Raw genomic sequence first — 14,124 nt, 5'->3', positions numbered from 1 at the left:
CGGGGCGTCAGTGCAGGACGAGCAGGACGACGGCGGTGACGGAGCCGGCCGCGGCGAGCAGCACGAGGGCGGCGGCGGTGACGGCGTAGGACGTGTAGAGGCGGCGGGCGCGCGGCGGGTAGGCGGATACGGCGTCGCGTCCGCGCCGGCGCAGCGCGAGGTAGGTGCGGGTCTCGGGGGCGAGGTTGGCGGTGTCGAGGGTGTGGCCGAGGATGCGGTAGCCGTCCAGCGGCGGCAGTGGCACCAGGTTGCTGAGGGCCTGGACGATGCCGACGAAGAGCATGCCGGTCAGGAGCGGCCGGACGGGGTCGGCCGGGTCCAGCAGCGCCCACCACGCCCCGAAGGGGAGCAGGAGCAGCAGGTTGGCGTGGGCGCCCGCGGCGGCGACCACCAGTTTGGCCCGGCGGCCGGGCAGGAACAGGTAGTTGTCGACCGTGCAGTACATCATGAGCGCCGGGAAGCGCCAGCGCAGCCCGATTTCGGTGACCTTGCCGCCGTAGTGCCGGGCGGCGACGCCGTGGGCGAGTTCGTGCAGGCAGACGCTGATCCAGAGGAACACGGCGAACGGCACCAGCGCGAGCGGCCGGCCGAGCAGTTCCCGGGTGCCGTCGAGCAGCGCCGGCGGATCGGCGAGGACGGCGCCGGTCATCACCAGGACGGCCGCCAGCAGGGGGAGCTGGACCCACCGGTGGAGCAGCGGGCGCAGCAGCCGGTGCAGGCGCCCCGCGGTGGCGTGCGCGTCGGCGACGGTGCGGCGGCTGCCCTTCCAGAAGGTGTTGGCGGGGGCCGGGGTCCGCTCGGGCGGGGCCGGGTCGGGGGAGCCGGCGAGCAGGCCCCGGGTGCCGAGCAGTCCGAGCAGCCGGGTCCACTGCTCCTCGGGCAGCCGGCGGCGGAACCGGTCCGCGTACGCGGTCACGACGTCGTCCAGGGTGCGGCTGCCGTCGAGGCGGCTGATGACGAAGTGCTCCTTGGGGCCGACCTCGAAGGCGGCGCCGCTCACCGGGTGCTTGATGAGGTGCACGGTGCGCGGTCCGCGCAGCAGGGCCGGGCCGATGAGCACCCCGGGGCGCAGGGCGGGCCGGTAGGCACGCAGCGCGGCGGAACGGCCGGCGGAACGGCCGTCGGGGCGGTCGGCGGAGGGGCCGTCGGCGGGCCGGGGCGCGGGGTCCGGGCCGGTCGCCGGGGCGGGGGCGCCGTCGGGGGCGGGCGCCGGGGTGGGCGCGTGGTCGGGGTCGGTGTGGCCGGCGGTGCTCATGAGGCGTTCCGTCCGGCGACCGGCTCGCGCAGCACACGGCCGAGGACGAAGGCGAGGTACGCCTCGTCCCGGATCGTCACGTGCAGCCGGTTGTTGGTCATGTGCATGTACGGCGAGAGCAGGCGGGGCAGCACCGCCGGCAGGTGGGTGACGGTGACCAGCGGGGCCGCGTCGGCGTCCTCGGTCCGCTGCTGTCCGCTGTCCTCGCGGGCGGGCCCCTCCCAGGCGGGGAAGGCCAGTTCGCCCCGCTCGGTCAAGTCGGCCACCCGTTCCCGGAGTTCGAGACAGTGTTCGGCCCAGCGGCGCAGGAAGGCGGGCAGCCGGGACAGGTCGCCGCTCGCCACCGCCTCCCGCAGCCGGGCGAAGCGCGCGCCGAGGGAGGGCGCCATCCTCTCGTAGGTCTTCTCGTACTCGGTGGAGCCGATGAAGCCGGTGCCCGGGAAGAGCCGGTGCCAGAAGGCGTAGTAGGAGTCCAGGTAGTCGGCGAGCCGGTCCTCCTCGGGCAGGAAGCAGCTCGCCATCACCATCATGAGCTGGGCGGAGGTGCCGAGCAGCACCGTGCGCAGGTGCAGGTTCATGCTCCGGTACGCCTCCAGGACCAGGTCGCTGGAGTGCCGGAAGTGCCATTCGGCGAGGTCCACGCCGGCCGGCCCGCCGTACTTGGCGTACTCGGGTGCGTAGACCTCGTGGGAGAAGGAGTTGTTGGGTCTGAGGTTCATGCGGCCGTCCGCGCCCATGTAGGCGTCCCGGTCCTCGCCGGGGAACTCGATGTCGAACAGGGCGTTGTAGAAGTCCTTGAGGAAACCCGAGTCGACCTCGTAGAGGGCGGGGCGGGTGGTGAGGAAGGAGCCGATGGCGTCCTCGGCGCGGCGGCGCACCTCGGCCTCGGCGTCGGGGCCGCTCGGGCGCAGGCGGAGCCTTACGTGCGGGCCCTCCAGCCAGTAATTGATGAAGAAGTAGCCGGACAGCAGGCCGTCCTCGGTGAGCCGGTCGACCAGCGGGCGCACGCAGTTTACCAGCAGGGGCTGGGGGTTGGCGGCGTAGAAGACGTGCAGGGCCAGCCAGGGCGAGGCGGTCGTGCCCGGGGCGGGCCGGAAGGCGGCGGGCTCGGTCAGTTCGGGCATGACGGGGCGACCTCCGGGACGGACTGCGGTGCGGGAGCGGGGAGTTGACGGTCGGTGTAGGTCTCGACGGCGAGTTCGGCGACGTGCCGGCCGTGGGGTGAGGTGAGGTGGAGTCCGTCCTCGGCGGGGAGCATCTCGCGGAAGGTCACCCGGTTGCCCGGCTCGCGTTCCACCAGCGCGTCGAGGACGGACAGGGAGAGCGGGCTGTCGAAGTCGACGTGGACGGGCTTGGCGCCGGCCGGCCCCCGGCCGGGCCGGGAGACGGTGGCGAAGCAGCGGTCGGGCAGGCCGTGGGCGCGCTGCCAGCGCCGCAGGCCCAGGTACTGCTCCGCCTCGCCGGCGCCGGGCGGTCCGGCCGGCAGGGCCTCTGCGTCGGCCGTCCAGCTCCGCCTGCTCACGACGACGTCGCCGTGCCGTACCCGGGGGCGGTGGGTGACGCCGTCCCGGGAGGCGCCCTCGGGGACCCCGGCCCACACGTCCAGGGGAGCCATGGTGGAGGGCGAGAGCAGGAGCAGGGTGCGGGGGATCTCCGGGAGCGCGATCGGCACGAGGTAGCCGAGGTAGACCGGCACGACCTCGCGGTCCAGGCGCCGGGAGCGCAGCACCAGGCGGCCGGCCCGCTCGTCGTGCTCGACGTACAGGTCGTCGAGGTGGATCTGCGCCTCCTCGGGCACGGTGCTGGTCTCGCCGGGGCAGACGATCTGGTGGCCGGTGAGCCGCCCGTGCAGGTTGAGGTTGCTGCTGACCGGGCCGCCGGTGACCTCCGCGAGCACGGCGCCCTCGGGGCAGCGGGCGGCCAGTTCCCCGCGCAGCGCCTCGGAGAGGCCCGGCGGCACCGCGTCCCCGGCCCCGTCCCCATCCCCGTCCCCGGACGGGGCCGGGGCGTCGTAGAGGTGGGTGAAGCGGCTGAAGGGGAAGGCCACCCCGCCGTAGGACTTGTTGAGCACGACCAGGGGCCGGTCACCGGGCGGGCGGGAGAGCTGGATGTGGTGGCTCTGCGGTACGAAGTGCCCGGTGAGCGGGGCGAGTTCGCCGGCCGTACCGGAGAGCAGCGCCGCCGGCAGCTCGATCTCCTCGCTGCCGCGGCCGGCCGCCTCCTCCCACAGGGCGCGCATACCGCCGTGGAAGCGGCGGCGGGCCCGGTCGAGGGTGCGCATCTCCTCCTGGCCGAGCCAGTTCTCCTCCGGCAGGTAGGAGCCGTCCTCGGCGAAGGAGCCCCGCTTGGCGGTGAACGACACGTACTGGTCGAAGAAGTCCTCGTGGAAGTCGTGGACGAGGCCCAGCAGGTCCTCGCACCGCCCGCCGCGGCCGTAGCGGGCGAGGAAGAAGCCGAGCAGGGTGATCCGCTGCGGCAGGGTCAGGTCGAACAGCGGCAGGACGCCCTCGACCGCCCGCAGCGCCCGGCCCGTCTCCCCGCCCAGCACGCCGGGACCGCACACCAGGTCCTCGCCCACGCTGACGTCCTCGTACACCAGGGTCTGCGGCAGCGTCGGTTCCCGGGCGCCCACCTCGCGCTGCGCGTCCAGGAGCCGGGCGCGCAGGGTGCTCAGCAGCGCGCGCCGCTCGGCGACCCCGGCCCGCGGGTAGCGGGCGAGGCAGCCGGCGGGGCCGTCCAGCAGCGCGGCGAGCCGGTCGGCCCAGTCGGCGCCGAGCGTGCGCAGCGCCGACCGGTAGGCGTCGAGCGGGTCGCGGTCGTGCACGTCCGGGCGGAGCACCGGCACCTGCACCATGCCGAGGTCCAGCAGGGCGGACGCGTACCGCTCGCACGCCTCGCGCCCGGCGTCGTGCTCGGCCTCCAGCCAGTCGACCAGTTCCCGGTGGCGCACCGGCGTCCGGTGCCCGCCGAGCCAGTCGAGGAGCCGTTCCAGGGTGCCGCTGCTGCGCAGGAAGAACAGCCGGTCGCGGACCGCGTCGAAGGTGACGGCGGCCCGGTCGTCGCCCGCGGTCGTCACGTGCCGCACGTAGCGGATGCGGTCGGCGTCGCGGCCCCAGCCCGGGGAGAGCACCACCGGCAGGTCCCGGCGCAACTCCGGGTCGGCGGTGATCAGCTCGGTCAGCCGGGCCAGCGCCACCACGTTGAGCCGCACCCGGCTCACCCACCGCTCTCCGGCGTCGAGCGCGGCCGGGCCGTCGGACGCCGCGCCCGCGAAGGTGCCGAGCCCGATGCCGGTGAAGGTGCTGAAGGGGCTGGTCTTCAGGGCCGTGCGGTACAGGTACGTGAGCGCCGAACGCTCGATCTTGCGCAGCCGGTTGGCCGGGCGGTCGGCGGTGTCGCGCAGGTAGGCGTCGAGCCGCCCGTCCAGCGCGGGGGAGGCGAGCAGCAGCCCGTGGCGCAGCCGGTCGTCGGCCAGCACCTTCCGCAACGCCCGCCTGCTCTCCCGCAGTTCGTCTGCCATCAGCGCGGCGCCCTCGGCCCGCAGTTCCTCCAGCCGGGCCCGGTCGCGCAGCCACTCGGCGGTGCGCCGGCCGGCCTCCGGGTCCCGCCCGGCCACGAGGCGGGCGGCGGCCTCCGGGTCGGCCGGGAGCCGGTTGTTGAAGACCTGCCGCCGCAGCGCGAGCAGTCCGCGGCGGGCGGCGGCGCCGTCCCGGTCCTCGTCGCGGCCGGTGGTCGACCTGACGAGGGAGTGCAGCAGGTCGCTGAGGTCCGCTCCGGCGGCCCGCAGCCGCTCCTCCTCGTCCAGGACGGCGTCGGCCCAGCGGCGGGCGCGGGGGCGGCGCAGGGGGTGCACGGCCTCGACGGGCAGCCCGGCCGCGCGCAGCAGGAACCGCCGGCCGACCTCCCAGCGGGCGTCGTCGGCGCGGGCGGGCGTGTCCGCGGGGGCGGAGTCTGTGGTGGTCATCGGTGTCCCCTCGGCCGTCAGGCGATCTCGTGGCGGAAGTCGGCGGGCGCCGGCCGTTCGTGGCCGAGGGCCATCACGAGCAGCGGGGCCTCGTCGCCGCCGTCCAGGGCGAGCCGTTCGACGTACGAGACGTTGTCGAAGCCGAGCGCCACCCCGGCGCCCAGCCCCACGGCGGCCGCCGCCAGGTAGAAGCTCTGGGCGACGGCCCCGGCGGTGCCCACGGCGAGCCGGTAGCCGCGGTCGCCCAGGGCGTCCAGCACGGCCGTGGTCCGCACGGTGGGCACCAGGACCGCCCCGGCCTGCTCCAGGTTGTAGTTGGCCAGGAAGTAGTTCTCCTGGAGGAACGTGCCCTGCGCCCCGGCGGCGACCAGACGCAGGTCGCCCCGGTCGGGGTCGTAGGCGTACGCGCCCTGCTCCACGCCCTCGACGTGGTTGACGAAGACGTACATCCGGGCGAGGCGCACCGCGCCGGCCGGGTCGGTGTCGCCCGCCAGCCGGGTCCGGGCGCAGGCCGCGAGCACCGCCGACAGCGGTTGGGTGCCGACCTGCCGGCGGGCGTCGAACCGGCCGAAGCTGGACCGGCGTTCGCGCAGCGTGCGGCGCAGGCCGGTCTCCGGGAAGGCCGGTGTGGGCAGGGCCACGCGGACCCCGGTGCCGTCGTCGGGGAGAGCCGCCGCGGCGGCCGGCGCGCCGGGGGCGGGCCGCTCGGCGGCGCCCTCCAGGGTCGCGGCGTGCATCGCGCTCAGCGCGTCGAAGTCCCGCAGGACCCGTGAGCGTTCGGCGTCCCGGTGGAGCACCCGGGGGTCCGGGCCGGGCCGGGTGGCCGGGACCGCGGGCGCCTCGGCCCGCCCGCGCCGCTCCCAGCGCAGCGGTACCACCGCGAACACCGCCTCCTGCTCGCCCGGCACGCCCAGCAGCCGGTTCAGGCGGGGCTCGTCGAACCAGAGCACCGGCGCGATCCGCAGACCCCGCGCGGCGCCCCAGATCCGCCACGTCTGCACCAGCGTGCCGACGTCCGTGCAGACCACGTGGAAGGAGAAGCTGTTGTACTTGAAGGAGTTCTGCCAGTACTTGACGCCGAGGATCAGGTACTGGTCGGTGTCGAGGGCGTCGGCGGGCGCGTCCGGGCCGAGCGCGTCGCGGACCAGGCCGGTGACGTCGCCGACGAGGAGCCGTTGCAGGGCGTGCCGTTGGACGTCGTAGTGGTGCAGCCCCGGGGTGAGCGGGCCGGAGGGGCCCGACGCCCAGTGCACGGTGACCGGGTAGAGGCCGCCGCCGCCCGCCGTGCCGCGCGACCAGTTGGCGTGCGGGTAGAACGGCAGTCCGGCGAGGTCGGTGTTGGCCTGCACGCCGAGCCGGCGCCCGGTCAGGCCGTAGGAGTCCCGGAGCATCGCCGACAGCAGCGGCAGCCCGAACCCGGCCCCCTCGCCGTCCGGTTCCGCCGGCCCGGTGCCCGGCAGCAGGCCCGGGGCGACCGGGACGTCGGGCAGGTCCTCGGTGCCGGGCAGGGCGAACGCCTCGGCGTCCGGGTAGAACTTGCCCTTGCGCGGGCCGTCGGCCCAGTTCACGACGTGGTCGGTGGGTTCCATCGGGACGCGGCCGCGGTGCAGCACGGCGTGCGCGTACTCATGGGCGTACCCCATGGGCTCCCCCTTTCCTCGGTTCCTCGGTTCCTCGGTGCGGTGGTCCCCGGGCGCGTTCGCGCCGGGTGCGTACGGGCGGCCGGTCACGGGAAGGGGTGCGGGCCGGGGTGGAGACCGGACTCGGTCAGGTCGTCCGGCCGCAGCCCCGCCTCGCGCAGCGCGGTGCGGGTGCGGGGCAGGTGCCGGGCGCGCTGCCGGGTCCAGCCGAAGTCGAGCGGGAGCAGCCCCGGCACCAGCACCTTCACGGTGTGCAGGCCGAGGGCGCGCTGCTCGGGCGCGGTCTGGTCGACGACGACCACGTCGAACCCGGCGGAGATCACGGCGCCGGCCGCGGCGAGCAGGTCGTCCCGTACGTCCGGTCCGGAGCCGTCGGCCTTCGCCCAGCGCAGGTCGGCCACGCTCCTGGTGCCGGGCGGCGCGGCGGGGCGGAGCAGGAAGTCCGCGTGACGGCCCATCTCGGGCACGGCGTAGACCAGCGGGTGGTCGTGCAGGCTGGTGATCTTCTCGTGGTCCTCGGCCATGGCCCGGTACGCGGCCTCGTCACGCTCGAAGCGCTGGAGGAGTTGCACCGAGTCGGTGGCGATCTCGCACAGGGCGGCGGCGAGCGCGGCCTCCGGGTCGAGTGCCGCCCCCGCGCCGAAGCACATCCGGCCGGGCCCGCCGTCGAACCGCTCGGCGACCCCGGTGACCACCGGCACGGGGAAGGTGATCCGGGTGTCGAAGAACCGGGCCCGGTACCCGTAGAGGGCCATCCGCTCGACCATGATCCGCGTGTGCGGGTCGGCGCTGCTCGACGGGTCGATCTCCGGCAGCGGCTGCCGGCCGTGCCAGGCGAGCAGGAACGCGTCCCGCTCCACCACCTCCATCAGCCCGCCGAGCACGGCCTCCTCCAGGCTGCCGCCGGAGGCACAGCCGTTGGAGCTCTCCTGCACGAACCGGTGCTCGATGCCCGGCTTGTGGTAATAGGCGAGGACCTCGGGTACGGGGCGGGGGCGCGCGTCGCGCAGCGACCACCCCCACACCCAGGGGACCGGCCGGTCCGGGGCGAACGGCGGCACCCACGGGTTGGCCCGGTGGAAGGCGTCGGTGTACAGGCCGGTCTCGCGCGGGTCGACGGCGTCCGGCCCCAGCTCGTCCAGCGTGGCGGTCAGGGTGACCTCGCGGCCCCGGGCGCGCATCCCGGCGAAGCGCTCCAGCCCCTCCAGGACGCCGATCCGGGTGCTGTCGTGGTAGCTGTCGGCGTGCCCGCCCCAGAACGTCTCCCGCAGGTAGTCGCCGGAGCGGCTGGAGAAGCAGCCCACCGTGGCCGAGGTGGTCGGCGAGGTCACGTCGCACACCACCGAGGGGCCGACCGCGCCCCAGTGCGGGTTGGCGAAGGCGTCCACCGGCAGGCCGTACGCGTCCAGGGGCCGGACCCGGCTCACCCCGGGCCGGTACTTGGGCGCGGGGCCGAGGGCGAGCGCGGCCGACGCGGCGGTCAGGGGCTCCGGGGTGCCGCAGCCGGGGCAGTCCGGCTCGGGCACCAGCGGGTGGTGACGTACCGTCAGGTCGTTGAGGTCGACCAGCCACACGTCGGGGAAGGGCCCGGTGTCCGTACGGGGCCCGGCGCCGATGCGGGCGATCAGCGCGGCGACGGCCTGCGCCGCGAACGGCACCCCGTAGGGCCAGGGGCCCGACTCCCGTGTGCCGCCCCGCAGTTCGAGCCCCTCCCGCAGGCCGACCGAGCGCACGCCCTGCCAGCGCCTGCGCAGGCAGGTGGCGCAGCCGGGACGTCCGCCGACGTCCTGACGGCCGGGCTCCCCGGCGGCTTGGCCGGGAGCCGTCCCGCCGGGCCACGGGCCGACCAGCGCGTGCCGTCCGTACAGATGCACCGGGAGCGCCGAACGGTCCGCGACCGGGGGCTCGGCGAAGGCGTCCCGCACGCCGAGCGCCGCCACGGCGACCTCGGGCAGCGGGCGTTCCGGATCGCCCGCCAGCTCCGCCAGGGCGCGGCGCAGGTCCCGCGCGAAGCGGCGGCAGGCCGCGTCCCGGGGCTCCGCGCCGACGGCCGGCGCGCCGACGAGGTCAGCGGTCATCGCCGGCCGCCTTGGTGAGCAGCACCCGCACGGTGTGCAGACCGGCGGCGGGCAGGTCGGCCGCGTGCGTCGGCACCACGAAGGCGTCCCGGCCGGCGGCGGCCAGCCGGGCCAGCACGTCCGCCCAGCCCGCGACCGGCGGCCGGCCCCCGGGGGAGTCCCCGTCCGGGGACGGCGCGGCCCCGGCCGTGACCGGTATCAGGGCCGGGTCGAGGTCGGCCAGGAGCGGGTCGCCGGTGTCGGGGGCGCCCAGCACGCCCTCCGCGGCGAGCTGCGCCTCCCCGAGCAGGTCCCGCAGCGCGTCCACGGCCGCCGCCGTACGCTCCAGCGCGGCGCCCACCGCCCAGCGGCCCCGCCCCTTCGCCGGCCGCGTCCGGGCCAGCACCACGCAGACGCCGCTGTGCCCGGCCTCCCCGAGGTCGAGCAGGTCGACGTCCAGCCCCAGGTGCCCGGCGGACCGCAGCAGGAAGGTCGTCTCCGGATCGTCACCGAGGAGCGCGGGGGGCAGCACCGCCGTCCGCCCGGCGCCCCGCACCGCCCGCAGCAGCGCGTCGTGGGCGAGCGCGGACAGCAGCCCGGCCGCCGCCGCCCCCGGCAGCCCCGCGCCCGCGCCCGCCCCGGCCCGGGTCGGCTCGAACCGGCGGTCCGCGTTGTCCGGACCGAAGGGCCGGACCGCGCCCGCCGGCACCCGCGCCCGCTCCTTCGTCAGCAGCGACACCGCCGCCGCCCACGAGCCGACCGGCCCCTCGCCGGCCCCGGCCGCCGTGGTCAGCGACTCCGGTGCCACCGCGGGCACCGCCTCGTCACCGGCCGCGGGCGCCGCGGGCACCACGTGCTCGGCGTAGACCGCGGCGGCGGCCTCCAGCGCCCGCAGCCGGGCCCCCGCCGTGTGGTGCACGTCGAAGGCGACCACGGTCCGGGTGCCGGCCGCGCCGAGCGGGACCTCCACGGCGCCCGCCTTCAGCGGGGTCTGGGTGACCGGCTCGTCCGCGTACCGGGTGAAGACGCCGACCGACGGCCGCACCGCGAGCCCGCGCTCGTCGAGGTCGGCGAGGGGGCCCTCGGCCGCCCCGTCGTCCGGCGCGGCGGCCACCACCGGCCGGAACGCGGGCCGCCCGGGAGCCTCGCCCAGGTCCACCGGCTCGACGGCGGCGGCCGGCGTCCGGCAGTGCGGGCAGCGCGGGTGCGGCAGCAGCCGTTCCGCCTGGACGTCGAAGGACGCCATGTCCTGGAGCAGCACCTGCCCCCGCGTCTCCGCCGGCAACGCCTCGGTGACCAGCCGGAACACCTCGTACCCGAGCAGGTTGCCCAGCATCGCGGCCAGCGGCCCGCGCGGCACCCGTCCGGGGGAGTCCCGGAGGGCCAGTCCGCTCCACAGTTCCGCCGCGACCGCCGGGTCCCCGCTCGCGCCGAGCCGCAGCGCCGCGCAGGCCGGGCAGCCCGCGACGCCGGGCGCGGCGACCGGCCCGACCACCGCCCGGCGCCCGAACGTCCAGGCGGGCAGCAGGAGCCGCCCTCGCGGCACGCCCTCCCCGAGCAGCGCGAGCGTGGTCCGGAACGCGTCGTGGCCCCCCGCCGCGATCACCACGCCGTACCCCTCGTACGCGGCCCAGCCGCCCGCGCCGCCGGACGCCGCGCCCGGCAGCACCGCCACCTCGGCCGGGCTGCCCGCCGCGGCCAGTTCCTCGGCCTCCTCCCGTACGGGGGCGAACTCGCCCTCCCCGGCCGGGTTCTCGGCGAGGGCCCGGTCCACGCCGACGTGGGCGCAGCCGTTGCGCAGCAGGGACAGCGCGCACCAGCGGGCGACCGGCCCGTCGCCGAGCACCGCCACGCGGGTGTCGCGGAACGCGGCGAAGCGGCGCTCGGCGTCGTCGGCGTAGTGGTCGACGTAGGCGATCTGCGGGGCGAAGCGCCCGGTGACCGCGGGGTCGAGGGCGGCCCCGCGTCTCGCCTCGGCCGGGCCGGGTACGGGGCGGGCGAAGCCGCGGGCGTAGAGCGCCTTGACCAGCCCGCCCACCATCGCCTTCTGCGGCTCCCGGAAGCCCTGGCAGATCTCCGCCACGGTCCGGGCGCCGTCCAGGTGCGGGACGAGCAGGGTGGCGAACCGGTAGGCGGACGGCGAGCTGAGCTGGAAGCCGCCGTCGGCGTTGTGGAAGACCACGCCGGTCGGCGTCTCGGTGTACAGCACGTCGCGGCGCACCCGCGGCCGGGTGTCGGCGGTCTCCTCGTACGGCGTCCTGGGCATGCGGGGTCACACCTCCGGGTCGGGGCCTGGGGGCCACTCGGGTGGTTCGGGGGGAAACGAGGTGGGCACGGGTGCGGGCCGGCGGGGCCGGGCCGGACCACGGCGCGCCCGGCGGCCGTCAGGTGGCTCCGGACGGCAGCGCCCGCCGCTGCGGGACGGCGACGGCCGGCGGGAGTCCGCCGGTCCGGGCGGCCCGGTGCAGCGCGTGCGCGCGGAACAGGGGGTTCATCTGGAGCGCGGCGGGTTGCTCCTCGTCCAGGAGCCCGGCATCGAGGAGGCGTTCGAGCACTTCCTCGGCCCGGGTCTCCGGAACGCGGAGCGCGCCGGCCGCGCCCGCCGGGGTGATCCGTCCGCCGAGCCGCGCCAGCCGCAGATGCGCCTCGCCCAGCGGACCGGGCAGCCGGTCCAGCGCCCCGTCCAGGGCCAGCGGTACGGACATCCGCGGATCGTCGGGCAGCGCGAGCCGGCCGGGCAGGTCCCGGCGCAGCCACGCCGTGTAGTCCGCCAGGCGCAGCTTCGGCCGGGTCAGCAGCCGGGCGGCGGCGATCCGCAGCGCCAGCGGCACGTGCCCGCAGGTGTCGGCGAGGGCGCGGGCGGCGGCGGCCTCGGCCGCGACCCGCCCGGCGCCCAGGACGGAGGTGAACAGCGCGTGGGAGTCCCGGGGCGGCAGCGCGCCCAGGCGCAGCACCGCGGCTCCGTGCGTGGCGACCAGCGCGGCCAGTCCGAGCCGGCTGGTGACCAGGACGGCACCGCGCCCGGTCAGGTCGAGCAGTCCGCGCACCTGGTCCGGGTGGACCACGTCGTCGAGGATCACCAGGCACGGGCCGCGGCCGGCGCCGGGGAGCGCGGCGCGCAGGGCCGCCGCGGCCTCCTCGGCGCGGCGCGGGCGGCCGTCGGGGCCGGTCAGCGGCACCAGCACCCCGCCCCCCGGATACCGGTCGGCCGCCAGCCGGGCGGCGTGCAGGGCCAGCGCCGTCTTGCCCATGCCGGGGCCGCCGGAGATCACCGCGAGGACGGGCGCGGCGTCGCTCCGCCCGTCCGCCGGTCCGCCGTCCAGACGGGCGACGAGATCGGCGCTCTCGCGGGCGCGGCCGGTGAAGCCGGGGACGCGGGGCAGCGCCGGTCGGGGCGGGTGCGCCGGCTCCGGGCCGACGGGGGGCGGGGGCGCGGGCGCGGCGGCGGGCGGGGAAGGGGGCGGGAGGTCGAGCGTGGCGCACCGGCCGGGTGCGGGCCCGTCGTCCCGGGCGGCGGCGGTGGTCCCGGCGCGGTCGACGGCGGGCGGCTCGTGCGGCGGGCGGGGCCGGGTGAGCGCCGCGGGCCCGTCGGCCGGGCGGTGGGGTTCCTCGCCGCGCAGGATGGCCAGTTCCAGCCCCCGCAGTTCCGCGCCGGGGTCGACGCCGAGTTCGTCCCGCAGGTGGGAGCGGATGCGCCCGTACTCGGCCAGCGCCTCCCGCTGACGGCCCGCCCGGTAGAGGGCCCGCATCAACTGGGCGGCGAATCCCTCGTGCTGGGGGTGGGTCCGGGTGGCCTCCCAGAGGTCCACCAGGACCTCCCGGGACCGCCCCCGGGCCAACTGGATCTCGCAGACCCGCTCCAGGACGCGCAGCCGTTCCTCGACCAGCCGGGGCACCTCGTCCCGGTGCAGCAGTTCCGAGGGCACGTTGGCGAGAAGCGGGCCCCGCCACAGCCCCAGCGCCGTGCGCAGCAGGGGGAGTTCGGAGTCGCCCGCGACGGCCGCCTCGGACACCAGGCGGCGGAAGTGCAGCAGGTCGAGGGTGTCGCCGTCGGCCGAGAGCCGGTAGCCGCCGGCCACCGCGAGCACCGACCGTTCCTCCACGCCGTACTTCGAGAAGAGCCGCCGCAGCCGCAGCACGCAGCTCTGCAGCGCGGCCTTGGCCGCCGCCGGCTGGGCCTCACCCCACACCGCCCTGCGCAGGCGGTCCGCCGGGACCACCTCACCGGGCCGTACCAGCAGCGCCGCGAGCAGTGAGGTGGGCTTGGCCGGCGGGAGGACGGCCACGTCGTGGCCGTCGGTGATGCTGAGCGGGCCGAGCAACTGAAAACGCACCGGGTCCCCCGTAGACGTCGAACACCTGCCGGGTCCGGCGCACCACGGCACCCTCCGGGAAGCCGTGTCCTGCCGCCGAGGCCGCCCCTCGTGGGGGGCGGTGGCTCACACAGGACCCCGGTCCTCCCGGTGTACGGGCGCACAGGGGACGGACGGAGCACGTGTGAAGTCGTTCCGCACGAAAACGTTCGGTCTTGTGGCAGTGGTGAGTGTCTACCGGCGTAGATCGGGGGTCAAGAGGGGATTGTGAAATGCCTGACCGACGGAATCCGGCCACTGACACCGTGTCAAATCCGCCTGAAGTCAGCATCGTTACAGGTGGCGGGCCTGTCTCCCGGCCCAGGCGGGAGGGGGCGCCCCGAGGGCGGCGCACCGGGGGCGGTACGGCGTTCGCGCCGGGTTGCCGGGGCGTTCACCCGCGGAACGCCGGCCCGGGCGCGGGGCCGTGCCCGGACCGGGGCGGGACGGCGTCCGCGTGTCCGCGTGTCCGCGTGTCCGGGTGTCCGGGTGTCCTGGGGAGTGTCCGCCGGCCGTTTCCGGGCACGCCGAACGCCCGGCCCGCGCCCGCCTCCGAAGGGGGAGGGGGCGCCGGCCGGGCGCCGCGTCACCTCGTGCGGGTCAGGCGGAGCAGGAGGTGGTGCTGCAGGTGGAGCTGGAGGTCGAGGTGGAGCTGGTGCTGGTGCAGCCGGCCAGCACGACCTCGCTGGCGTCCGAGTAGTCCGAGATCTCGAAGGTCTCGGCCTCCAGCTCGAGGATCTCGTCCGCGAGGGTGCTCAGGTCCTGGTTCATGGTGCCTCCCGTGGGTTCGGGCGGACCGCCGTGGCCGACGGCCGTCGCCGGGGTGGGGTACGCGACCCATTCCAGCGCCCCCCGC

Annotated in this window: 8 protein-coding genes; all 8 read right to left on the bottom strand. The window is 76.8% G+C overall.

What is annotated here, in order from left to right:
* Positions 1-7: 7 nt before the first annotated feature.
* Complete coding sequence (locus VM636_RS06130; RefSeq protein WP_234312697.1) at positions 8-1,255, bottom strand: M50 family metallopeptidase; 1,248 nt, start codon at positions 1,253-1,255, stop codon at positions 8-10.
* Complete coding sequence (locus VM636_RS06125; RefSeq protein ID WP_030421823.1) at positions 1,252-2,379, bottom strand: lantibiotic dehydratase C-terminal domain-containing protein; 1,128 nt, start codon at positions 2,377-2,379, stop codon at positions 1,252-1,254. Before VM636_RS06125 ends, VM636_RS06130 begins: the two co-directional genes overlap by 4 nt.
* A complete protein-coding gene (locus tag VM636_RS06120) occupies positions 2,367-5,219 on the bottom strand; it encodes a lantibiotic dehydratase (protein WP_030421822.1) in 2,853 nt (950 codons plus the stop codon). Before VM636_RS06120 ends, VM636_RS06125 begins: the two co-directional genes overlap by 13 nt.
* Before the next feature lie 17 nt (positions 5,220-5,236).
* Positions 5,237-6,862 carry a nitroreductase family protein gene (locus VM636_RS06115; RefSeq protein WP_053913738.1) on the bottom strand — a complete coding sequence of 542 codons (1,626 nt, stop codon included), beginning with the start codon at positions 6,860-6,862 and terminating at the stop codon, positions 5,237-5,239.
* An 83-nt stretch (positions 6,863-6,945) separates the two neighbouring features.
* The gene (locus VM636_RS06110; protein ID WP_053913739.1) at positions 6,946-8,937 is read right to left on the bottom strand and encodes a TOMM precursor leader peptide-binding protein; all 1,992 of its coding nucleotides are present in this window, start codon (positions 8,935-8,937) and stop codon (positions 6,946-6,948) included.
* Positions 8,927-11,182 (bottom strand): TOMM precursor leader peptide-binding protein, encoded by a 2,256-nt coding sequence (locus VM636_RS06105; RefSeq protein ID WP_053913740.1) that lies wholly within the window; start codon positions 11,180-11,182, stop codon positions 8,927-8,929. Before VM636_RS06105 ends, VM636_RS06110 begins: the two co-directional genes overlap by 11 nt.
* Before the next feature lie 118 nt (positions 11,183-11,300).
* The gene (locus VM636_RS06100; protein WP_051821469.1) at positions 11,301-13,250 is read right to left on the bottom strand and encodes an AfsR/SARP family transcriptional regulator; all 1,950 of its coding nucleotides are present in this window, start codon (positions 13,248-13,250) and stop codon (positions 11,301-11,303) included.
* Positions 13,251-13,868: 618 nt separating this feature from the next.
* Positions 13,869-14,039, bottom strand: coding sequence for a thiazolylpeptide-type bacteriocin (locus VM636_RS06095; RefSeq protein ID WP_030421834.1), 171 nt, complete (start codon positions 14,037-14,039; stop codon positions 13,869-13,871).
* Positions 14,040-14,124 lie beyond the last annotated feature (85 nt).

The organism is Streptomyces sp. SCSIO 75703 (assembly GCF_036607905.1).
GTDB lineage: Bacteria > Actinomycetota > Actinomycetes > Streptomycetales > Streptomycetaceae > Streptomyces.
The sequence above is the reverse complement of the archived record's forward strand: the minus strand, read 5'-3'. Positions and strand labels throughout refer to the sequence as shown.